Source organism: Finegoldia sp. P1-F-LS, assembly GCF_052932205.1.
On the sequence record NZ_JBRFJH010000004.1, the window covers coordinates 39,780 to 60,899 of the forward strand.

The 21,120-nt window shown below is 31.6% G+C and carries 23 protein-coding genes; 3 read left to right on the plus strand and 20 right to left on the minus strand.

Annotation, left to right across the window (positions count from 1 at the left end; all coding sequences use genetic code 11):
* Nucleotides 1-47 precede the first annotated feature (47 nt).
* The 8 genes from ACU68Y_RS04600 to ACU68Y_RS04635 all read right to left on the minus strand — a co-directional run bounded on the left by ACU68Y_RS04600 (nucleotide 48) and on the right by ACU68Y_RS04635 (nucleotide 4,191).
* Complete coding sequence (locus ACU68Y_RS04600) at nucleotides 48-218, minus strand: DUF362 domain-containing protein (protein ID WP_002835022.1); 171 nt, start codon at nucleotides 216-218, stop codon at nucleotides 48-50.
* Nucleotides 219-306: 88 nt separating this feature from the next.
* The gene (locus ACU68Y_RS04605) at nucleotides 307-1,149 is read right to left on the minus strand and encodes a PSP1 domain-containing protein (protein WP_002837143.1); all 843 of its coding nucleotides are present in this window, start codon (nucleotides 1,147-1,149) and stop codon (nucleotides 307-309) included.
* Nucleotides 1,142-1,960: a DNA polymerase III subunit delta gene (locus tag ACU68Y_RS04610; protein WP_446755628.1), complete on the minus strand. Its 819-nt coding sequence runs from the start codon at nucleotides 1,958-1,960 to the stop codon at nucleotides 1,142-1,144. Before ACU68Y_RS04610 ends, ACU68Y_RS04605 begins: the two co-directional genes overlap by 8 nt.
* Complete coding sequence (locus tag ACU68Y_RS04615; RefSeq protein WP_002837152.1) at nucleotides 1,960-2,232, minus strand: cyclic-di-AMP receptor; 273 nt, start codon at nucleotides 2,230-2,232, stop codon at nucleotides 1,960-1,962. Before ACU68Y_RS04615 ends, ACU68Y_RS04610 begins: the two co-directional genes overlap by 1 nt.
* A gap of 8 nt (nucleotides 2,233-2,240) precedes the next feature.
* A complete protein-coding gene (locus ACU68Y_RS04620) occupies nucleotides 2,241-2,567 on the minus strand; it encodes a cyclic-di-AMP receptor (RefSeq protein ID WP_002837271.1) in 327 nt (108 codons plus the stop codon).
* The gene (gene tmk, locus ACU68Y_RS04625; protein WP_446755627.1) at nucleotides 2,564-3,175 is read right to left on the minus strand and encodes a dTMP kinase; all 612 of its coding nucleotides are present in this window, start codon (nucleotides 3,173-3,175) and stop codon (nucleotides 2,564-2,566) included. The genes ACU68Y_RS04620 and tmk overlap by 4 nt, the downstream gene beginning before the upstream one ends.
* Before the next feature lie 50 nt (nucleotides 3,176-3,225).
* The gene (locus ACU68Y_RS04630; RefSeq protein WP_002837265.1) at nucleotides 3,226-3,864 is read right to left on the minus strand and encodes a 50S ribosomal protein L25; all 639 of its coding nucleotides are present in this window, start codon (nucleotides 3,862-3,864) and stop codon (nucleotides 3,226-3,228) included.
* Nucleotides 3,865-3,951: 87 nt separating this feature from the next.
* Complete coding sequence (locus ACU68Y_RS04635; RefSeq protein ID WP_002839920.1) at nucleotides 3,952-4,191, minus strand: pro-sigmaK processing inhibitor BofA family protein; 240 nt, start codon at nucleotides 4,189-4,191, stop codon at nucleotides 3,952-3,954.
* 81 nt (nucleotides 4,192-4,272) lie between these two features.
* On the opposite strand from ACU68Y_RS04635, the gene tpx reads away from it, so the two are divergent.
* Nucleotides 4,273-4,779 (plus strand): thiol peroxidase, encoded by a 507-nt coding sequence (gene tpx, locus ACU68Y_RS04640; protein WP_002839922.1) that lies wholly within the window; start codon nucleotides 4,273-4,275, stop codon nucleotides 4,777-4,779.
* A gap of 116 nt (nucleotides 4,780-4,895) precedes the next feature.
* Here the strand turns inward: tpx and ACU68Y_RS04645 are convergent, their stop codons facing one another.
* The 9 genes from ACU68Y_RS04645 to rpsF all read right to left on the minus strand — a co-directional run bounded on the left by ACU68Y_RS04645 (nucleotide 4,896) and on the right by rpsF (nucleotide 13,294).
* A complete protein-coding gene (locus ACU68Y_RS04645; RefSeq protein ID WP_446755626.1) occupies nucleotides 4,896-6,971 on the minus strand; it encodes a heavy metal translocating P-type ATPase in 2,076 nt (691 codons plus the stop codon).
* Entirely contained in the window at nucleotides 6,971-7,297 is a 327-nt protein-coding gene (locus ACU68Y_RS04650; protein ID WP_446755625.1) for a DUF6110 family protein, read from the minus strand. The genes ACU68Y_RS04645 and ACU68Y_RS04650 overlap by 1 nt, the downstream gene beginning before the upstream one ends.
* 207 nt (nucleotides 7,298-7,504) lie before the next feature.
* A complete protein-coding gene (gene trxA, locus ACU68Y_RS04655; RefSeq protein ID WP_094225808.1) occupies nucleotides 7,505-7,813 on the minus strand; it encodes a thioredoxin in 309 nt (102 codons plus the stop codon).
* 9 nt (nucleotides 7,814-7,822) lie between these two features.
* Nucleotides 7,823-9,175: a D-alanyl-D-alanine carboxypeptidase family protein gene (locus tag ACU68Y_RS04660; RefSeq protein ID WP_446755624.1), complete on the minus strand. Its 1,353-nt coding sequence runs from the start codon at nucleotides 9,173-9,175 to the stop codon at nucleotides 7,823-7,825.
* Between the two features lie 12 nt (nucleotides 9,176-9,187).
* Complete coding sequence (locus tag ACU68Y_RS04665; RefSeq protein WP_094225810.1) at nucleotides 9,188-11,023, minus strand: polysaccharide biosynthesis protein; 1,836 nt, start codon at nucleotides 11,021-11,023, stop codon at nucleotides 9,188-9,190.
* An 85-nt stretch (nucleotides 11,024-11,108) separates the two neighbouring features.
* On the minus strand, nucleotides 11,109-12,170 hold the full coding sequence (locus ACU68Y_RS04670; RefSeq protein ID WP_094225811.1) for a branched-chain amino acid aminotransferase: 1,062 nt from the start codon (nucleotides 12,168-12,170) through the stop codon (nucleotides 11,109-11,111).
* A 54-nt stretch (nucleotides 12,171-12,224) separates the two neighbouring features.
* Nucleotides 12,225-12,449: a 30S ribosomal protein S18 gene (rpsR, locus tag ACU68Y_RS04675; protein WP_002835041.1), complete on the minus strand. Its 225-nt coding sequence runs from the start codon at nucleotides 12,447-12,449 to the stop codon at nucleotides 12,225-12,227.
* 20 nt (nucleotides 12,450-12,469) lie between these two features.
* On the minus strand, nucleotides 12,470-12,985 hold the full coding sequence (locus tag ACU68Y_RS04680) for a single-stranded DNA-binding protein (protein WP_002839903.1): 516 nt from the start codon (nucleotides 12,983-12,985) through the stop codon (nucleotides 12,470-12,472).
* 21 nt (nucleotides 12,986-13,006) lie between these two features.
* Nucleotides 13,007-13,294, minus strand: a complete 288-nt coding sequence (gene rpsF, locus ACU68Y_RS04685; protein WP_002835043.1) for a 30S ribosomal protein S6 — start codon at nucleotides 13,292-13,294, stop codon at nucleotides 13,007-13,009.
* Between the two features lie 200 nt (nucleotides 13,295-13,494).
* Between rpsF and ACU68Y_RS04690 the strand changes: the two genes are divergently transcribed.
* Both ACU68Y_RS04690 and ACU68Y_RS04695 read left to right on the plus strand, forming a co-directional pair.
* Nucleotides 13,495-14,184 (plus strand): hypothetical protein, encoded by a 690-nt coding sequence (locus ACU68Y_RS04690; protein WP_002837218.1) that lies wholly within the window; start codon nucleotides 13,495-13,497, stop codon nucleotides 14,182-14,184.
* Complete coding sequence (locus ACU68Y_RS04695; RefSeq protein WP_002839906.1) at nucleotides 14,177-14,710, plus strand: biotin transporter BioY; 534 nt, start codon at nucleotides 14,177-14,179, stop codon at nucleotides 14,708-14,710. Before ACU68Y_RS04690 ends, ACU68Y_RS04695 begins: the two co-directional genes overlap by 8 nt.
* Nucleotides 14,711-14,757: 47 nt before the next feature.
* On the opposite strand, the gene fni is transcribed toward ACU68Y_RS04695, so the two are convergent.
* The 3 genes from fni to ACU68Y_RS04710 all read right to left on the minus strand — a co-directional run bounded on the left by fni (nucleotide 14,758) and on the right by ACU68Y_RS04710 (nucleotide 21,081).
* A complete protein-coding gene (fni, locus tag ACU68Y_RS04700; protein ID WP_002837103.1) occupies nucleotides 14,758-15,768 on the minus strand; it encodes a type 2 isopentenyl-diphosphate Delta-isomerase in 1,011 nt (336 codons plus the stop codon).
* 26 nt (nucleotides 15,769-15,794) lie between these two features.
* Nucleotides 15,795-16,754 (minus strand): LCP family protein, encoded by a 960-nt coding sequence (locus ACU68Y_RS04705; protein ID WP_002837282.1) that lies wholly within the window; start codon nucleotides 16,752-16,754, stop codon nucleotides 15,795-15,797.
* Nucleotides 16,755-16,875: 121 nt separating this feature from the next.
* On the minus strand, nucleotides 16,876-21,081 hold the full coding sequence (locus ACU68Y_RS04710; protein ID WP_446755623.1) for an acyl-CoA dehydratase activase-related protein: 4,206 nt from the start codon (nucleotides 21,079-21,081) through the stop codon (nucleotides 16,876-16,878).
* Nucleotides 21,082-21,120 lie beyond the last annotated feature (39 nt).

Here is a 21,120-nt window from a genome sequence, read left to right on the forward strand (position 1 = left end):
AAAAAAATAGACCACTCAAAAATGAGTAGTCTAATTCTCCCCTAAAATTAGCAGTCTTGATGTGGAGCATCTACTGGACATACGTCAGCACAAGAACCACAATCGATACATGCATCTTGATCAATTGTATAAATGTCCCCTTCAGAAATACAATCTACTGGACATTCAGGTTTACATTGTCCGCAAGCGATACAATCGTCAGAAATTTTATAAGCCATATTGCTTTACCCCCTTGTAATTTTAGAGCGTTTTATGTATTTATGCTCTACTATCATTATTACACAATATTTAAATAAATGCAAGTGCTTAATGACATTTATGATTACAACCACCGCATTTATTAAAATCAATTAATTCATCGACATTCACTTGAACTAATTCCTCAGTTTGATCCTCTGACATGACTTTTACCTTTACAGATTCCAAAAGAGTGTTAGTTTCGGTAACAACGCCCTCTCCCATTTCAGTCGTAACTTTTTGACCAACATGTGGCATTTTCTTCAATTTGCATTCATAACCTTCTTGCTCATAATTCAAACAACACATAAGTCTTCCACAAAGTCCACTGATTTTTGAAGGATTAAGCGATAGCGATTGATCTTTTGCCATTTTGATACTAACCGGATTGAAATTTCTCATATATCTATTGCAGCAACATCTTTGACCGCAAGGGCCGATTCCTCCTGCAATCTTAGCTTGGTCTCTCACTCCAATTTGTCTCAATTCAATTCTTATTCTAAAAATTCTCGCTAATTCTTTTACTAATTCTCTAAAATCAACTCTCTCATCTGAAGTAAAATAAAAAATAATCTTATTATTATCAAATGTATATTCACAGTCAACTAATTTCATATCCAAGCCAAATTCTTTTACTTTTTCTTTGCAGACTTCGATAGATTCCTTAGCTTTCTTCTTGTTTTCCATATAAATATAATCATCTGCACTATCTGCCAATCGTATAATTGGTTTCAAATCAGACGACAATTCTTTTTCATCTATTTCAAAATTTTCTTTTACCACAACCCCATACTCAACACCACGAGCAGTCTCCACAATTACATGATCGCCCAATTTGTATTGAAGATTATTGGAATCGAAGTAATACACTTTACCAGCTTGTCTAAAACTAACACCAGTTACATCAAGCATAGTTTTCCTCCATTATATACAATAAAAGCTCCTCCATAGAAAGCTCAAAATTCGCATTAACTTTAAAATATCCCCTTACAGACTCAATCTTATCCAAAGTTTCTACGATAATTCTCTCGTTTGCCTTTGGATATTTCTTGTACAGTTTCACGAAATCTTTATTTAAAGAAGACTCATCATTAGTCTTTACAAATTTTAAAAATGACGAATAAAACTCCATCAAAAAATCAAACAATACATCAGTTTCTTTTTGAAAATCAGACAAATACTCCTTCGAATATAACATCGTGAGAAGATTTTGTCCCATAGATTTATCCAAAATATCTAAGATTTGGGAGTAATCAAATTCTTGATTTTCTTTCTCTTTTAGATAATTAATTACTTGACATCTTGAAATAATAGTTTTCAGAAGTTTATTCTTATTATCTGTAAGTAATATAAAATATACAAAAGACCTCGGCTCCTCCAAGTTTTTCAAAAGAGCATTAGAAGCCTCTGTTCTCATTAAATCAGCTTGTTTTATCAACACAACCTTGTTATTAGATTCAAAAGGCTTTGTGGATACAAATTTTGCAATATCTCTGATTTTATCAATTGTTATAGAATTTTTCTCAGGTTCTATAATCAACAAATCAGATAATTTATTCCTGTCAAACTTCAACTTCAAATTAGAGTTTGTGACAAGCAAATTGTATATCAAAGCCTCAGCATCATAATTTATTTCGTTTAAATTCTCCCCATACAGTAAATATTGGTTAGAAATTTTATTATTCTTTACTTGATTTATCAAAGTTTTGTTTTTCGGTAACATTAAAACTTTTTAAAATCCTCTAAATCCATAACGAAAACATTAGCCTTTGATTCATTATCAGACTCAACATCATTTTCGTCACATACTTTTTTAATTATATCTAAAACAAATTGCTCATTTTCTACATCAGTACCAATTAACATCGTAGTGTTCCCTTTTTTCAAAAATCCACCTGTTGATGATAATTTTGTAGAAGATATTTTGTTTTCTAACAACTCTTTTGAAAGAATATGACATAAGTCATCTTCCATAATTACAACTATAAGTTTCATAAAATCACCTAAAATCTTAAATACTTATCTACTTCTAATAAAAACACAGTAGCTCCACCTACCATAACCTCTACAGGATATGATATGTAGTTCGTTCCTGGCATACTTACAGAAAGCATAGATGTTGTAGTTTCTCTTGATTTGCAATCATTTTCAATAATTTCCAAACATTTATCTACATTTTCATCTTCAGTACCAATCAATAAAGTACTATTTCCTGTCTTCAAAAATCCACCAGTCGAAGCCAACTTTGTAATTCTAAAACCAGCTTCAGTAAGGTCTGCATTTAAATTATAAACATCTTGATCTTGAACAATTGCAACAACTAGTTTCATAAAACATTTCTCCTTTTTAAAACTTCTATACATTGACTAAATACATCTTCTACAGATTGAGTTGCATCAATAATTTCTATATTCTTTTCAGAATTTAAAATCTCTTTATATCCATTATATACCCTTTCATGGAAATTATTACCCTCTTTTTCGAGTCTATCTGCTGTATCCAAAGACGATTTTCTTTTCAAAGTAGTAATTGGATCAACATCGAAAAACAAAACGAAATCAGGAAAAACTCCATTTATGGCAAAATCGTTGATATTTCTAACATTTTCAATTCCCAAGCCTCTTCCTACTCCTTGATAAGCAAGAGAGGAAATAAGAAATCTATCGCACAAAACAATTTTGTTTTCGTTTAATGCAGGAAGAATTGTTTCTTCAACATGTTGCGCTCTAGAAGCTGCATATAACAAAGCTTCTGTTCTATAACCCATTTTGATATTTTCAGTATCAAGTATCAAATTTCTGATCTTTTCTGCAATAGGACTTCCGCCAGGTTCTCTAGTTTTGATAACATTATAATTATTTTCAATTAAATAGTCGTAAACTTTTTGAATTATAGTTGATTTCCCACTGCCATCCGGACCTTCAAAAGTAATAAACATTTTTTATCCTATAAAAAAAGCGAGTTAACTCGCTTTATTTTTTCTATCTATTATTCTGCGTCTTCTTCTTCAGTTTCACTAACTGTTGGAACATCTGCAGATACTTCTTCAACATCTTCTTCAATTACTTCTTCTTTTGGTTCAGATAATGAGCATACTGCTTCTGTTTCATCGTTAAGAACTTTAATATCAGGGTTTTTGAATACATCCAAATCTTTTACTTCGAAAGTGTCACCATATTGCATATCGATAACTGATACAGCTGCTTCGTTTGGTAAGTTCTTTGGTAAACATTCGATTTCAACTTCGTCTAATAATTGCATTAAAACTGAAGGTTGAAGTCTGATTTCGTCTCTTCCTTCTAATACAACTGGAATTGTGAAGTTTGCAACTTCGCCCATTTTGATTTCTTTAAAATCAACATGTACATAATGATTTTTGAATGGGTGTTTTTGAACATCTTTAATAATTACTGTGTGTTCTTCACCGTCAACCTTAACATCGATTAAGCTTGAAGTACCAGCCATTAGGTGAACTTTTCTTAATTCTTTTTCATCAACTGTCACGTTGATTGGTTCAAAATCTTTTCCGTAAATAACTCCTGGAATTAATTCTTTTACTCTTAATTTTCTAACTGCATTTGAGCCAACTTTATCTCTTTTTTGCATATCCAATTTATAGTTAGTCATTTATTTTCCTCCTAAGTAATCTAAAATCTCTATTAATTATACCAAATAAGTGATTTGTTCGCAACAAATTTAATATTTTTGTTAGTATTAAAGGATAATATAATATAAAAACAGAATAGCCAATCCAGGGATTCCAAAAATTCCTGCTATTAACATATCGATTAAATTGTATGGAATATGAAGATTAAAAAAACTCAAAAATATATTTAAAATAAAAATTCCAACAAAGCCAGAAAGTGCATGCATACCTAATTTAAATGATATTTTAAAAAACAATGCCAAAATTGCAACGCTAACTAATACAATAATAATTGTAGCTAAACTCATTAATATCAACTCCTATTGTTTATATGAATAATTTTTTGGGTATAAACTTTTGTGAATGAAAAATATAAGGAGGTCTATAACATGGACAAAAGACAAGAAACAACATTTGCAAACAACCCTGTAACATTATTAGGAACTAAAGTAAAAGTAGGAGATAAAGCTCAAGATTTCACTTGCTTAAACGCAGAATTAAAGCCAGTAAAATTATCTGATTATGACGGAAAGAAAAAATTAATTTCTGTAGTACCATCAATCGATACTGGCGTTTGCGAATTCCAAACAAAAGAATTCAACAAAAAAGCTAGTGAATTTGACAACACAATTATATTTACAATTAGTTGTGATTTACCATTTGCACAATCAAGATTCTGTGCAGCTGAAGGAATCGACAATCTAATAGTCCTAAGCGATCACAAAGATTTGGATTTCGGTTTGAAATACGGTTTCGTTATGGAAGAATTCCGTCTTCTTAACAGAGGCATCGTAATTTTAGATGAAAACAACGAAGTTAAATACGTTGAATATGTAAAGGAAAATACAAATCATCCTGATTACGACAAAGCTATAGAAGCCTTAAAATCACTTTAATAAATTATATCACACAAAAAATTGATAATACTTTCGAAAAGTATACAAAATATTAAAGATTAATAAACAAAAATCTCGTAACCGATATAACCGATTACGAGATTTTTTTATTTAAATTAGATTTTGTATTTATTCATATTTTTACCGGCAATCATAACCGTTGATAAATTGTGAAGGAGTGCCGATGAAGTATTGGTCAATATTCCCATAACTCCTAATATTATCAAAGTTGAATTGAATCCTACAATTTGTCTATAATCAGAATCAATTCTCTTTTTCATTGCTTTTGATAATTTCACAACATCAACAAGCCCTTCTAAGCTGTCTGATCCAATCGAAATATCCGAGATTTCCTTCGCAATATCTGCTCCTTGATGCATTGAAATTCCTACATCAGCGCTAGATAATGCAACAGAATCGTTAATACCATCGCCAATCATTACAACCTTATTGCCCTTTTCTTTTTCTTGCAAAATATAGTTTTGCTTATCTTCAGGTAAAACTTGTGATTGATAATAATCCAAATCCAATTGTGAAGCAACACTGTGAGCAGAATTTTCTGCATCGCCAGTCAACATCGTGATGTTTGTAAATGACAAATCCCTCAATGATTTTACAACATCAAAAGCTTCATCTCTTAGCGGATCTTCAATACAAATTACAGCAATTAATCTTCCGGCAAACGCCAAGTACAATAGAGAATAATCTTCTTTTAATTTATCTATAATTTGTTTTATTTCATCATTAATTTTTATTCCCTCATCATCAAGAATGAAATGTTCAGATCCAATCAAGGCATCCTTGTCAACAATCTTAGTTCTGATTCCATGAGCAACAATGTACTCTGGTTTAGAGTGCATTTCTTCGTGCTTCAAATTTTTAAGCTTTGCATGTTCAACCACAGCTTTAGCAATTGAATGCGGGAAATGTTCTTCAAGACAAGCCGCTATTCTTAAACACTCATCTTCCGAAATTTTATCGAGAGCTATTACTTTTGCTACTCTTGGCTCAGATTTTGTCAACGTACCAGTTTTGTCAAACACAATCGTATTTGCTTCAGACAAGTTTTCCAAATATTTTCCGCCCTTTACAAGGATTTTTTCTTCAGATGCTTGACTAATCGCCTTCATTACGGCAATTGGAATAGTTAATTTTAATGCACATGAGAAGTCTACCATTAAGAACGACTTAGCTTTTTGAAGATTTCTTGTGAACAAATAAGTCAATGCTGCGCCTATAAATGAATACTTCACAAGACTATCAGCCGTGTTCTCAGCTTTCTTTTGAGCGAGTGACTTGTTCTTTTCACTTTCTGAAATCAAACTGATAATATGAGATAATCTTGAATCATCGTGTTTTTTCGCCGTTTTGATTAGAATAGAACCTTCTTCAATTGCAGTTCCAGCAAATACAACACTACCCGACGTTTTCTTGACAGGATTTGATTCTCCAGTGAATGAAGATTCGTTAACCATAGCAACACCCTTGATTACTTTCCCATCAACAGGAATGCTATTACCCATTTCAACTTCGACAATATCTCCAATTTCAACATCTTTAATATTTTTTATGATTTTTTCGTCATTTTCAATGACAAATACATTATCGATATTCAAAGCCAAAGAATGTGCCAAGTTTTCTTGGGATTTTTTCATTGTATAATCTTCTATTTCTTCACCTAATCCCAACAAGAACATAATATTTGCAGCATCTGCAAATTGTCTTGTTGCAAGAGATACTGAAATAGCTGTTGCATCTAACAATTCAACATTTAGTTTTCTGTTGAGCAAAGATTTAATTCCATTTTTTATAAACGGATAAGCTCTAAAGAACAATGCAACTGTTCCGATTGGAGCAGGAAGCATATATTTGAAAAAGATTCTTCGATACATTGCATTTCTCAGAATATTAAACAAATCATTTTCTGATTGTGCTTGAAAATCCACATTATCTATTGATGTATTCTCAATTGTATCCATATCTAAATCAAGAATAAACTTCGCCAATTTCGAAACACAGTTTTCATCATAATTAACAGTAATAGAATTAGTAAGAAGTGAAATCTTACATGATCTCACTCCACTAACTTCTTCTATACAATATTTAAGTTTATTAAGATTTTCTTTTTTTAAATTATCTTCATAAACAAAACGGCATCTGCCCTTTATTCTGTGGGCTATTGACGCTCTCATTATTTATTTTCTTCCTCTTTTTTATCTTCAACTTTTTCTTCAGTTTTTTCTTCTTGTTCTTCAGCTACTTTGTCGATGTCTTTTTCATCGTTTTTCTTGGCTTCTTCTTTTTCTTCTCTTTCTTTTACATCTTTTGCTTCTGCAATAACATCCTCTGCAGAAACTCTAATATTTTCAACAGTTTTATCGATAGATTCTTTAACTTTTAATCCTCCAACAACTGTACTAACAGCAGCTTTTTTAGCTAGCTTTGAATTTAAAACTTTTCCACCAATAGCTCCTGCTATTATTCCTGCACCTACGCTAATTATTTTTTTGTTTATCATATTATACCTCCATAATTTTATACCTTAGAATATTTGTAAATTTTTACATAAAATTTACAATTTCTTTATATTCTATCTCACCCTAATTATACAATCTTTTTTAAAAAAATATAAGTCTTTTTTTGTTTTTTTATTATTTATTTTGCTTTTTATAAAAAAGAACCAATCTTTTTTGTGATTAGTTCTCGCTTTCAAATATTTAATTTGTTATTTTAACATATCCAAGATATAATCTTTTTCAACCATACCTACAGTAGATTTTATGATTTCTCCATCTTCAAATACTAAGATTGTAGGAATACTCATTACTTTGTATTTTCTTGAAATTTCTTGTGCTCCATCTACATTTAATTTACAAATTTTGATGTTTTCATCTTTGTTTTCCGCATCGATTTCTTCAATTATTGGAGCTAGTCCTTGGCATGGTCCACACCAGTCTGCATAGAAATCTACTAAAATTTTGCCTTTTGATTGGATTACTTCTTCATCAAAGTTTTCATTGTTTAAATAAATCATATTTCACCTCTAATTATTGCTATCATTATTGTCACTATTTCTGTCGTTTTGATCGTTGTTTTGTCGATCATCTTCAGAATCTTTATTGTTTCTCTTTTTATTAGAATTTTCGTTATCTGAATTATCTCGATTCTTATTCGAGTTTTCATTATCTGAATTTCTGTCAGAATTTTCCTCGGAATTAGAAGATTCTTTATCTTCGTTATTTTGATTATCGCTATTGTCCTTATTGTTGTCTAGATTAGATACATTTTCATCTGCAACTTTAAGATATTCTTCCAAAGTTAATTTTTGATCATGAAGAATTTTTGCTAAATCAATTCCGACATATCTGAACTGCCATGGTGCAAAGCTTACTCCCGTTATATCTTTCTTTCCTTCAGGATATCTCAAAATGAAACCATATTTATAAGCATTGTCCATCAACCATTTGTATTCTTTAGATTTTGCAAAATCTAATTTGTATTTTAATGTGTAGTCTTCTCCTATCAAATCATAAGCAAGGCCTGTTTGATGTTCAGAAGTACCAGCTTTTACAAATTTTACATCTTCTACATCTTCTAACTTAGATTGTTGCTCAAATGATCTATAATCGCTAACACTTCTTAAAATTATGTTGTCTTTGTTAGCATCACTAACCATTAAAGTAAATGATTTACGAGCATCTTCATCGATTCCTGGATCGTAATCAGATGGTAAAGTGTAATCACTATTAACAATCAATACTCCTTTGATTACTTTGAATTGATTTTTATTTTCTATATCAGACAAATCAGATTTTAAAATGTATCCTTTTTTGCCATTATATACAACGTAGGAGAAATCACCTTGGTCTGAATAGTATTTTACATAAGAATTGTTAGGAATTTGTTCAAGCACAGTAGATACTTTTTCTGCCTTTTCATACAAATTAGTCATTTTGTTTGTCTTTGAGAACTTAACTAAAGACTGAACAACAGGTTGTGGTTTAACTGGAGTTTGATTAGTAATTGATGTTTGAGGTTTTTGTTTGGCGCTATTTTTGTTTGCCACCTTCTTAATCGCAAAAACAATTAAAAATATCAAAACTATAGCTACGACTGCAGATATAATTCTTCTTCTTCTCAATTTTTTCTTTCTTGCTAATCGTTTTTGTTTAGCAATTCTTTTTCTTTCCATTTCAACCATTTCAGGAGTTAAAACTATTGTCTTTCCCATATCTTGTTCATGATTGTAACTATTTCTTTGTCGTCTCATTTCTCTACGATTTTTTTCAGCGTTTTTCTTTCTGCGCCTCATTTCGCTTTCAGAAACCCTTTCGCTTGAAAAATCGTATTTTTTATTAATATCACTGTAACTTGATTTTCTTCTATTGTCAGCCATATTCCACCTCTTTTATTGATGTTCTACATCCGGAGTATAATTTGGTACGATTTTTTGTAATTGCTCAACAATTACTAACTTAGAATTTTGTTCAGTAGTTTTCTTCAAGTCAACTAAGTCGTTAGATAATTTTTCAATATCGTGAACTACCGGTTCTTCTACAAATATCATATCATATTTTGTCTTACTTATATTATTAGCTTCAATCAAAGTTTCTTCGTAAAGTTTTTCCCCAGGTCTAAGTCCTGTAAATTCTATCTTGATGTCTTTGTCCAGTTCCAAACCTGACAATTTTATCAATTTCTTTGCCAAATCTACGATTTTTACAGGATCACCCATATCTAATACAAATATTTCTCCACCTTCTGCCATTGCCCCAGCTTGCATAACAAGTTGGCAAGCTTCAGGAATTGTCATGAAATATCTTATGATATCTTTATGAGTAACAGTAACCGGTCCACCTTCTTGAATTTGTTTTTTGAATAATGGAATAACCGAACCATTTGATCCAAGTACATTTCCAAATCTAACCGCTACATATTCTGTTTTAGAAACTTGATTTTTAGATTGTACTAATAGCTCACAAATTCTCTTAGTGCAACCCATTACAGATGTCGGATTCACAGCCTTATCTGTAGATATTAAGACGAATTTCTTGACGTTATGAATATCACAACAATCAATTATATTTTTTGTTCCAAATACATTGTTCAATACTGCTGCTTGTGGTGAATGTTCCATTAAAGGAACGTGCTTGTGAGCTGCGGCATGAAATACTACATCTGGTTTGTGAATTCCAAATAAAGCATTCATTCTATCGAAGTTTCGTATTGATTCGATAATAACATCAATTGGTGCATTAGGATCATTTCTCAAAATTTCATTTTGTATATCATAAGTAGTGTTTTCGTAAATATCAAGCATCACCAATTTTTTGGGTTTGTATTTCAATATCTGTCTACAAAGCTCACTACCTATTGAACCACCTGCTCCAGTAACCATAACAACTTTATTATTCAAAAATTCATTAAGAATTTCCTTGTCCAATACTACTTGGTCACGTCCAAGTAAATCTTCGATTTGAACATCTCTCAAATCTTTCAAGTCTACCTTGGAATCTATAAATTCATAATAACCAGGCATTATTTTAACCTTAGCATTTAATTTTTCACACTCATTAAGAATTTGTTTCTTGCGATCTGAATCTATAGTTGGTATTGCAAGTATAATTTCTTCAACGTTATATTCATGTGCTTTTTTTACAATATCACTTGTATTTCCGACAACTGGAACTGATGAAATACTTTTGTTTATTTTAGTATTGTCATCGTCGATTATACACACTGGTTTTGATTTCATTTCTGGATGTTTTAACATTTCACGAACAACCAAAACACCTGCAGCACCAGCTCCGATTACCATTGAGTTAACTTGACCTTCAATTTTTGTTTCGACAGCTGATTTTTTATCAGTTTGTGTTCTAGCAAACATACGAACTACTAATATCAAAATCACTTCAAAAACAAGTGCAATCAGAAAGCTTGATCGTGGTAGTGTTGATTTTACAACAATCAAAAACAATGATGAGCCAACACTTGCAATAGCAGTGTACACTCCAGCTTTTAAGTAATCTTCAAATGTTGCATATCTCCACATTACTTTATACATTTTGAAAATAAAAAGTATCAAAATTTGTAATATTGTAACTATAGCTGCATATTTAAGATAATAACTCATGTACCTCGGTGGTACTTGTCCGTCAAATCTTAAAAGCAAACCTACAATATACGATATATTAATAATTATAGCATCCAAAATTGCCAATACTATATTTCTGTATTTATTCATTTTAACTCCTCTGACAAATATTACTTATCGTATTTATTATACCATAAACACAAAATAAAAATATTTAGAATTTGACTTTTAAAGTTTAAATTTCAACTCTCCAATTGAAATCATCTTTAATCTTACCAAATTGCAAATTAGTCAAAGTTTCATAAACATGAAGGCTAATTTTGCCTATTTTGCCATCGTTAACAACCATTTCATATTCATCATACAAAAGCTTTCCAACAGGGCTAATAACTGCTGCAGTACCTGTTCCAAATATTTCTAAAAGTTCTCCATTTTTGTAATATTTAACGATATCGTCAATTGAAATTCTTTCTTCAGAAACTTCCATTCCTTCATTTCTAAGAAGTTCGATAACGGATTTTCTAGTTATTCCTTCCAAAATACTTCCATTAATCATTGGAGTTATTACTTTATCTTTTAGCACAAAGAAAATATTCATGGCACCAACTTCTTCGATGTATTTTCTCTCAACTCCGTCTAACCATAAAACTTGTGAGTATCCTCTTTCGTGAGCAATGTCTTGACTTTTCATACTAGCAGCATAATTTCCACCAGTTTTTGCCATCCCCATTCCGCCTCTTACAGCTCTCACATAATCTTTTTCTACATAAATGCTCACAGGGCTCAAACCATTTTTATAATAAGATCCACTTGGAGATGCTATAACGATAAATTTGTATTCATTACTAACATGAACACCCAATTGTGCATCAGTTGCAATAATAAAAGGTCTGATATACAATGAACAGCCCTCATCTTCAGGTATCCAATCTCTTTCCAAGTCTACGAATTTGTACAAATATTCCAATACTTTTTCTTCATCAATTTGTGGAATACACAATCTGTCATTACTTTTATTTAATCTTTTTAAATTTTCTTGTGGCCTAAACAAATACACCTTTCCATTGTTTTTATATGCTTTCAGCCCTTCAAAAACAGTTTGTCCGTAATGAAAAACCATAGCAGATGGATCAAGACAAATATCTTGGTAAGGAACAATTCTTTCATCATGCCATCCATTTTCTTTATCGTAATCTATTATAAGCATATGATCTGTAAATATTTTACCGAACCCCAATTGTTCACTATTAGAGTATTTTTGTTTTGGCGATTTTGTTTTTTCAATTTTTAAACTCATTTTTAATCTCCTTATATGTAAAAAAAGCTACCATCAAGGTAGCTTAATTTTATCTTATTCAGCACTGTATGGTAATAGTGCAACTTGTCTAGCTTTTTTGATAGCATCAGTTATTTGTCTTTGATGTTTAGCGTTTAATCCAGTTACTCTTCTTGGTAAAATCTTACCTCTTTCACTGATATAATTTTTAAGCATGTTTACATCTTTGTAATCAATAACTTTTGTTTTATCCTTTTGGAATGGATCTATCTTTTTTCTAGGTCTAAATCTTCTTTGCATATCTTTAAAACCTCCTACTATTAGAATGGAAGTTCGTCAATATCAGTCGGAACTGCATTGTCTCCCATTCCGAAATCGTCATTACTCTTATGAATATCGTTTGAATTTTGGAAATTATTGTTTTGGAAAGAATTATTGTTGAATGATTGGTTATTGTTGTTGTAACCTTGGTAACTACCTGAATTTGGTTGTGAATTACTTGATTCAACAAAATCAAATTGATCGACAATTACATCAGTTGTATAAATTCTTTGTCCTTGTTGGTTTTCATAAGATCCAGTTTGAATGTGACCTGTAATTGCAATTCTATTTCCCTTGTGGAAATATTGTCCAATAACTTCTGCAGTTCTTCCAAAAGCAACGCAATTGATAAAATCCGCAGTTGGTTGATTGTTGTTTTCAGCTTCCATTCTTTTTTCTTTAGATAATCTTCTATCTACAGCAACACTAAATCTAGCGTTTGCTAATTGAGTATTCGCTGAATATCTCACTTCAGGGTCTCTTGTCAATCTACCCATCAAACTAACATTATTCAAAACATTTCCTCCTCTTAACGATTATTGTTCGTCAACTCTAACAACCATGTATCTAATGATTTGGTCGAATAATCTACATCTTCTTTCGATTTCCTTAACAAATTGTGGATCTAAATCGAAGTTTACAATATAATAGTATCCTTCTTTGATGTAGTTAATTTCATAAGCTAATTTTCTTTTTCCCCAATCGTGAACTTCTTCAAGTTTACCATTTTCGTCAATTACTTGTTGAATTCTTGAGAATACAGTGTTTCTGTCTTCTTCTGATAATTCTGGCTTAAAGATTAGCACTAATTCATATTTGTTCATATGACACCTCCTTGTGGTCTATTTGGCCCCTATCCGGAGCAAGGATTTACCTATATATATTACCATAATCTTCTAATAATTACAACAAATTACAAAAATTTTCTTGTAAAATTTTTTCTGTTAATTTTTCGTATTTTAATTGCCACACTTTTTATATCTGTGATAATATATTATAAAGTTTAAAAATAAGGAGGAACCTTATGGATAAGAAATTTATACCAGAAGTAAAATCTAATTTAAGAAATAGAATGGTACATATTCCAGAAGCAATGTACAAGGCAACTGGAATAACAGTTTTAGGAAAAAGAATCAAAACTCTTGTCTTCACAACAGACATTGCAATAATTAATAATACAAACGGTCATGCGATAATGGCAGTGTATCCTTTCACACCAACATTGGCAATTACAAATGCTATTATAATGTCTTCAAGTCTTCCAGTTTTTGCCGGAGTCGGCGGTGGAATCACATCTGGGATTAGAAGTATAAATATGGCATTACAAGCAGAAATGTTGGGAGCATACGGAGTAATAGTAAACGCACCAATGAAAAATGAGACTATTGTTCAGATGAAAAAAGTTCTAGATATTCCAATCGTCGCTACAATCGTATCTGCATATGATGATATCGAAGGAAAGATAAAATCTGGTGTGGATATATTAAATGTATCAGGCGGAAAGAAAACTGCATTTTTAGTTGAAGAAATTAGAAAAAAAGTTGGATATGAATTCCCAATAATTGCAACAGGCGGCGATAATGAACAAAACGTAATTGATACAATTAATGCTGGTGCTAATGCTTTAAGCTATACTCCTCCTACATCTGGTGAAATTTTCCATAAAGTAATGGCAAATTACAGACAAGATATGAGAGATAAGCAAGATGAGTAAAAGTATAGATACAAAAGAACTAATAAAAATTGCTTTATTTAGTGCATTAATAATAATTGGATCATATATAATAATTCCATTATTCCCAGTTCCCATATCTTTACAAAGTTTATTTGCAATAGCATCGGGATATTATTTAAGCAAAAAATACGCAAACATGTCTGTCTTGTTGTATATAGTTTTGGGTCTTATTGGACTTCCTGTTTTTGCTGGAGGAAAAGGTGGAATGCAAGCAGTATTTTCACCAAGCTTTGGATATGTAATAGGATTTTTGGCACAAACTTTTTACGTTAGATTTAAAAATCGTAACCTATCAAAGTTAAATCTTTTTATAATGTTCATGATTTCATCACTTATTATTTATTGTTTTGGTGTGATATACATGGGATTATTTTTTAAATTATCTAACAAACAATTTGATTTGTGGAAATTATTGTTCACTGGTATGATTGTTTTCTTACCTGGTGATATGTTAAAAGCATTGATTTTTAGTTTCGTAACAAAAAGAATAGAAAAATACATTTAAAAAAGCCATACAAGTTTGATTATAAAATCAAATTTGTATGACTTTTTTTATTCTGTAATTTCTTTTAATTTTCCAAAAATTTTGTAATCAACATTTTTTAATTCACTGATATTTCTTGCTCCAAGCATTACCATAAGCATTTTTAGTTTATAAATCAAACTATCCAAAAATTCCTTGGCAAATTCATAACCACCATGCATTAAATAAGATAATACTTCTCCACTCATTGCTGTCATATCCGCGCCAAGAACAAGAGCTTTTACAATATCAATTGCTGTCTTTATTCCGCCACTTGCGATTAAAAACAAATCATCAGGCTTATCTTTCATTTCTAACAAGATTTTTGCAGTAGGAATTCCCCAACAATAAAACTCAGAAAATTCCATATCAAACCTTCTGTTGTCCTCTATTTCGGAAAAATTAGTTCCACCAAATCCTGCAATATCAATATATCTAACACCTAAATCGTATAATTCATAGATTGTCTTCTTGCTCATACCATAACCCACTTCTTTAACGATTATTGGCACATTTACATTTTCTACGATATTTTTGATGTTGTCTTTAATTCCAGAAAATTCTCGGTCTCCCTCTTCCATAATCAATTCTTGAATTGGATTTAAATGAAGTCCAAACATATCAGAATCTATCATTTCTATAGCTTTTTTAACTGATTCCAAGCTTTCTCTTGCAGAAAGATTTCCTATTACGATGTTTTCGTTTTTAATCAAATTTTCTCGTACAAGTTCGAAACTTTCAATCGCTTCATCTTCCACAAGAGCAATTTTTTGACTACCTACCGCCATTGGAATGTTGAATGTCTTACACAATCTAGCCAAATCTTCATTGATATCGCAGCAGGAATCTCCGCCACCAGTCATGGCATTTATCATGAAGGGATAGTCGATTTTTTTGCCGTTAAATTCCACAGACAAATCGACATCATTCAAATCAATCTCAGGTAATGATGTGTGTTCCAAATATACACAATCAAATAAGTTGTTACCTCTGTATTCTGATTTTAAATAATTTTCAATGTGTTCTTGCTTTCTTTCCACAAAAATACCTCCAAAAAACAAAACCGCTAATTATTTTGTGATTCTTCCTCATTTTCATTATTTTCGTTGTTTTCACGATTAGTGGTTTGATCATCCAGTTTGTATTCAGCAAATAACCTGTCTACAATTTCTGGTAATTGTTCTTCATCAGCCATATACCAACTAATTCCGTCATTCTTATATTCTCCTGGTAGTATATAGCTATGTATTTTGCTAGATGAAAAGTTCGGAAGTTTTGTGAGATAAGATGTCATATCTCCCAATGGAATATTTGTCTTTACATCTCTTTTGAAAATTTCAATCATTTTTGGCATTTTAGTAATATTTGCTGGACTCAATAATTGATCCAACAATGTTTTTATAAAATAATGTTGATTTTCAATTCTCGCTTCATCAGATCCACCCAATGGATGACGTGCTCTTACATATTGCAACGCTTCATCTCCGTTAAGTTTTGATTTTCCTTTCGGGATACGGATATGTCTAGATTCGACAACTATTTCAGCTGGTGAATCAACTTCAACGCCTCCCATAGCATCTACTATGTGTTCAACGCTATCAAAATCAACTTCTACATAATAATCCAAGTCAATTCCCAATAAATTTCTCAACGCTTTCAAAGATCCTTTTGCTCCTTCGTAAGCGTGTGCTGCATTTACTTTGTGGATATTGCCGTTCAATCTAATTTGAGTATCTCTCGGAACAGATAATATGTCCACGTTACCAGAATTAAAATTAACTTTGCAAACCATTATAGTATCAGATCTTTGATGATCTGTAGTGCTTACTTCTTTGTCTATTCCCAAAAGAACAAATAAAAATTCATCCGGTATATTTTGTTCAATTACGTTGTTTTTCCCTAATTCATCGCCTTTAATATCAGAGCCAGTTGTTTTTAAGCTTCCAAGAAATTTACCAGCACCGAAATACACTCCCAAAAATAGTGCTAGCGAAATAAAAAAGACAATAACAGCTCTTTTCTTCATTCTATCCTCCAAATATATCTTAATGAACAAAGCACTCGGATTAACCGGTGCTTTGTCATACACTTATTTAATTATATCAAAAACAATGAAAATTTACACTAATTTTGATTTTTTGTAAGTTTTAATTATTAATTTTCTCTTTTGCTTGTGAAAGCATAAGTTTGATTCTGTTAATTTGATTTACTTCACTTGCGCCAGGATCGTAGTCAATTGGAATGATGTTTGCTTGCGGATACAATTGTCTAATTCTTTTGATAACGCCTTTTCCTGTGATATGGTTAGGAAGGCAACCAAATGGTTGGATACATACAATGTTGTTGGCGTTGATGTGAATTAATTCAATCATTTCTGCAGTTAACAACCAGCCTTCACCGTATTGATTTCCAAGCGATACAACTTCTTGTGCGTAATCTTCTAGTTCTTGTATTTTTAGTGGATGAGTAAATTTAGATTTAATTAATTGATTTCTAATGTATTTTCTGTAATGTTCAATCAAATTTACGCCCATGTTGCACATAAATCCTGTGAATTTTGATTTTGATAAGAAATTTCCTTTGTGGTATTCGTTTCTCAAACAGTAAAGTACAAAATCTGTCAAATCAGGCATTACAACTTCACAACCTTCTTTTTCTAATAAATCTTGTAAATTATTATTGGCTTGAGGAAGATATTTTACGAGAATTTCTCCAACAATACCAACTTTTGGTTTTTGGATATCCAATAATTCTATTTTTGAGAAATCCTCAATGATTTCATCGACTGTTTGTCTGAATAATTTTGAACTTGATTTCAAAACTCTCTTTTGACATTCTTCAATCCATTTTTGTTTTAGAGCATCAGTTTGTTTATCTTTTTCGTAAGCTCTAGTAAAGTTTGATAATCTCATTATCAAATCTCCATACAAAACAGCAACTATCATTTTTTGTAATACTAATGGAGAAAGATTAAATCCTTCGTTCTTTTCAATATTTTGCCAAGAAATAGCAATTACAGGAATATTTTCGTATCCCGCTTCTTTTAGTGCTTTTCTTATGAAACCAACGTAGTTACTTGCTCTGCACGCTCCACCAGTTTGACTCATTAACAAAGCTAGTTTGTTAGTATCATATCTTCCAGAATTTATAGCTTCCATCATTTGACCAACAACAGTAATTGAAGGATAACAAGCGTCGTTGTTTACATACTTCAATCCCTCGTCTATAACTTTTGAATTAACATCTTTCAAAAATTCTACCTTGTAACCACTAGCTTTGAAAAGTGCTTCCATTATTTCGAAGTGATCAGGCGCCATTTGCGGTGCGAGAATTGTGTATTCATCTTTCATCTTCTTAGTGAATTCAACTTTTTCTACATGATATGATTTTTTCACATTTGGGATGAAATTTTTCTTTTCAAGTGCTTGTATCAACGATCTTATTCTGATTTTTACAGCTCCCAAGTTGCTTATTTCGTCGATTTTTAATACAGTGTAGATTTTTCCTTTTGCAGACAAAATTTCATTAACTTGGTCTGTAGTTACAGCATCAATTCCACAACCAAATGAATTTAGCTGCACCATTTCCAAATCTTCACTGTTTCCGACAATTTCTGCTGCTCTGTAAAGCCTTGAGTGATATACCCATTGATCCAATACTCTCAAATCACTATCTACATCGTCATCGTAATCAATTATAGAATCTTCTGATAGAACTCCAAGACCTAATGAAGTGATAAGTTCAGGAATTCCGTGGTTAATTTCCGAATCAACATGATATGGCCTACCAGCTAATACAATTGCTTTTTTACCCATTTCGCGAATCTTGGACAAAGCTTTCTTGCCTTCAACTTTTACATCTTTTCTGTATTTTTCAAGTTCATCCCATGCTCTATCAACACTGTTAGAAATGTCCTTATCGGAAAGACTAAGCTCTTTTAATTCATCGATAAGTCTCGTTTTTAATTTGTTTTTATCTTGGAATGAGATGAATGGGTTGAAGTATTTTGTATTTTTCAATCCATCGACATTATTTTTAATAACTTCTGGATAACCAGTAACAACTGGACAGTTGATGTGATTATTCGCCTTATCGTATTCTTGTTTTTCGAAAAATACTGAAGGATAAAATATCATATCGACATTTTTTTCTAATAAATCTTCAATATGGCCGTGAACTAATTTTGCAGGATAGCAACATGTTTCACTTGTAATAGAGGAAATTCCTTTTTCGTAGATTTCTCTTGATGATTTAGATGACAATACAACTCTGTATCCTAAATTTGTGAAGAATGTATGCCAGAAAGGATAATTTTCGTACATATTCAACACTCTAGGGATTCCTACAGTTGCTCTTGCTTTATCTTTTGGAATGCTCTTATAACCAAACAATCTCTTGTTTTTGTAATCGTACATATTTGGAAGCTTGTCTTTTTTATCAAGACTAATTCCAGCTCCTCTTTCGCATCTATTTCCAGTTACAAATTTCTTGCCGTTTGCAAATTTGTTTATAGTCAATTTACAATGGTTCGAACAGTATTTACATTCAGCTTGTTCTTGAGTGTATTCAAATTTTTCAAGTTCATCTTCTGATAAAATCGTGGAATATCCTGTTGATTTTTCTTTAGCAATCAAAGCCATCCCCATAGCTCCCATAAGACCTGAAATGTTCGGTCTTGTTGGAACTTTGCCTGTGATTTTTTCGAACGCTCTTAAAATCGCATCCCCGTAGAATGTACCACCTTGAACTACGATATGTTCACCTAATTTTGATGGATCTCTAAGTTTGATAACTTTTTGGATTGCGTTTTTGATTACTGAATAACATAAACCTGCTGCAATATCACTGACACTAGCGCCTTCTTTTTGCGCTTGTTTTACTTTCGAATTCATAAAAACTGTACATCTTGAACCTAAATCTACAGGATTTTCCGATTCAAGGGCTTTTTGTTGAAATTCTTGTACCGATAAATTCAAACTGTGAGCAAATGTTTCAATAAACGATCCACAACCTGAAGAACATGCTTCATTTAATTGAATGGAGTCAATTATTCCGTCATTTACATGCATTGCTTTCATGTCTTGACCGCCAATATCCAAAACGAAATCAACATCTGGATCAAAATATCTTGCAGCAGTCAAATGTGCGATTGTTTCTACTTCTCCAAAATCGACTGATAATGCTTGTTTTATAAAATCTTCACCATAACCTGTGATACCACTGCTTGCGATTTTTTGATTTTCGTTTAATTTGGAATAAATTACAGATAACTGTTCCTTTACTAAATCGAGTGGATTACCTTGGTTATTTGCATAAAAATCATAAACGATGTTGCAGTCTTCATCAATTACTACAATTTTACTAGTAGTTGAACCCGCATCTATCCCCAAGTATAAGTTTCCTTCTACCTCATCAATGTTTTTGAATTTTACGTTAGATTTCTTGTGATTTTCGTAAAATTCTTCTTTTTCTTTCTCATTTTTAAATAACGGCTCGAGTATCAATTCATCGCTAATTTCTTGCTTTTTGTCATAAGATTTGTTTAACAATTCTTCGTATTTTATAGATTCTTCATTCATTGATGCAATGGCTGCTCCCAATGCTACAAACACTTGCGCATTTTCAGGGCTGTAGAATGTGTTCACCCCATCATCTAATGTTGTGATGAATCTGTTTCTTAATTCCGATAAGAAATAAAGTGGTCCACCCAAAAATACGATGTTTCCTTCAATAGGTCTTCCACATGCAAGATTTGATATTGTCTGATTTACAACAGATTGGAATACACTCACAGCCATGTCTTCTTTTGTTGCTCCTTGATTAATCAAAGCTTGAATGTCAGTTTTTGCATATACTCCGCATCTACTTGCAATCGAAAATATTTTCTTGTAATCCTTAGCTAATTCGTTAAGACCAGATGCATCTGTTTTTAACAAAGCCGCCATTTGGTCTATGAATGCTCCAGTTCCACCAGCGCAGATGGAGTTCATTCTTTGCTCTACGTTTCCTTTTAAATAAGTTATTTTACTATCTTCTCCCCCTAGCTCAATGCATACATCGGCATTGGGAATATATTTTTTTATAGCTGTAGTTCCTGCTACAACTTCTTGTATAAATTCAATATTTAAATTATCTTCAACATACATTCCGCCACTTCCAGTGACCATGATTGTACAATCGCTGTTTTTGAACTCTGGATGTGAATCGTATGCTTGTCTAAGAACATTTTTGGTAGTTTCTTCGATGTCAGAACGGTGTCTAGTGTATTCTTGAAATAAAATTTCGTAGTTTTCGTTGATAATGACAAGTTTGACAGTCGTTGAACCTACATCTAATCCCATGTGGATTTTCATTGTGCTATTCCCTCCATATTCCTATACTAAGTTAGTATA

What these genes read in the sequence shown, in the direction of transcription:
- tpx (WP_002839922.1), top strand. Translation starts at nt 4,273, where the DNA reads ATGGACAAAAGACAAGAAACAACATTTGCAAACAACCCTGTAACATTA.
- ACU68Y_RS04650 (WP_446755625.1), bottom strand. Translation starts at nt 7,297, where the DNA reads ATGATAAACAAAAAAATAATTAGCGTAGGTGCAGGAATAATAGCAGGA.
- ACU68Y_RS04635 (WP_002839920.1), bottom strand. Translation starts at nt 4,191, where the DNA reads ATGAGTTTAGCTACAATTATTATTGTATTAGTTAGCGTTGCAATTTTG.
- ACU68Y_RS04695 (WP_002839906.1), top strand. Translation starts at nt 14,177, where the DNA reads ATGAGTAAAAGTATAGATACAAAAGAACTAATAAAAATTGCTTTATTT.
- ACU68Y_RS04710 (WP_446755623.1), bottom strand. Translation starts at nt 21,081, where the DNA reads ATGAAAATCCACATGGGATTAGATGTAGGTTCAACGACTGTCAAACTT.
- trxA (WP_094225808.1), bottom strand. Translation starts at nt 7,813, where the DNA reads ATGATTTATTTAAACAATGAAAACTTTGATGAAGAAGTAATCCAATCA.
- ACU68Y_RS04660 (WP_446755624.1), bottom strand. Translation starts at nt 9,175, where the DNA reads ATGGCTGACAATAGAAGAAAATCAAGTTACAGTGATATTAATAAAAAA.
- ACU68Y_RS04645 (WP_446755626.1), bottom strand. Translation starts at nt 6,971, where the DNA reads ATGAGAGCGTCAATAGCCCACAGAATAAAGGGCAGATGCCGTTTTGTT.
- ACU68Y_RS04605 (WP_002837143.1), bottom strand. Translation starts at nt 1,149, where the DNA reads ATGCTTGATGTAACTGGTGTTAGTTTTAGACAAGCTGGTAAAGTGTAT.
- ACU68Y_RS04670 (WP_094225811.1), bottom strand. Translation starts at nt 12,170, where the DNA reads ATGAGTTTAAAAATTGAAAAAACAAAATCGCCAAAACAAAAATACTCT.
- tmk (WP_446755627.1), bottom strand. Translation starts at nt 3,175, where the DNA reads ATGTTTATTACTTTTGAAGGTCCGGATGGCAGTGGGAAATCAACTATA.
- ACU68Y_RS04620 (WP_002837271.1), bottom strand. Translation starts at nt 2,567, where the DNA reads ATGAAACTAGTTGTTGCAATTGTTCAAGATCAAGATGTTTATAATTTA.
- ACU68Y_RS04665 (WP_094225810.1), bottom strand. Translation starts at nt 11,023, where the DNA reads ATGAATAAATACAGAAATATAGTATTGGCAATTTTGGATGCTATAATT.
- rpsR (WP_002835041.1), bottom strand. Translation starts at nt 12,449, where the DNA reads ATGCAAAGAAGATTTAGACCTAGAAAAAAGATAGATCCATTCCAAAAG.
- ACU68Y_RS04615 (WP_002837152.1), bottom strand. Translation starts at nt 2,232, where the DNA reads ATGAAACTTATAGTTGTAATTATGGAAGATGACTTATGTCATATTCTT.
- ACU68Y_RS04690 (WP_002837218.1), top strand. Translation starts at nt 13,495, where the DNA reads ATGGATAAGAAATTTATACCAGAAGTAAAATCTAATTTAAGAAATAGA.
- ACU68Y_RS04610 (WP_446755628.1), bottom strand. Translation starts at nt 1,960, where the DNA reads ATGTTACCGAAAAACAAAACTTTGATAAATCAAGTAAAGAATAATAAA.
- ACU68Y_RS04600 (WP_002835022.1), bottom strand. Translation starts at nt 218, where the DNA reads ATGGCTTATAAAATTTCTGACGATTGTATCGCTTGCGGACAATGTAAA.
- ACU68Y_RS04630 (WP_002837265.1), bottom strand. Translation starts at nt 3,864, where the DNA reads ATGACTAACTATAAATTGGATATGCAAAAAAGAGATAAAGTTGGCTCA.
- rpsF (WP_002835043.1), bottom strand. Translation starts at nt 13,294, where the DNA reads ATGAACAAATATGAATTAGTGCTAATCTTTAAGCCAGAATTATCAGAA.
- ACU68Y_RS04705 (WP_002837282.1), bottom strand. Translation starts at nt 16,754, where the DNA reads ATGAAGAAAAGAGCTGTTATTGTCTTTTTTATTTCGCTAGCACTATTT.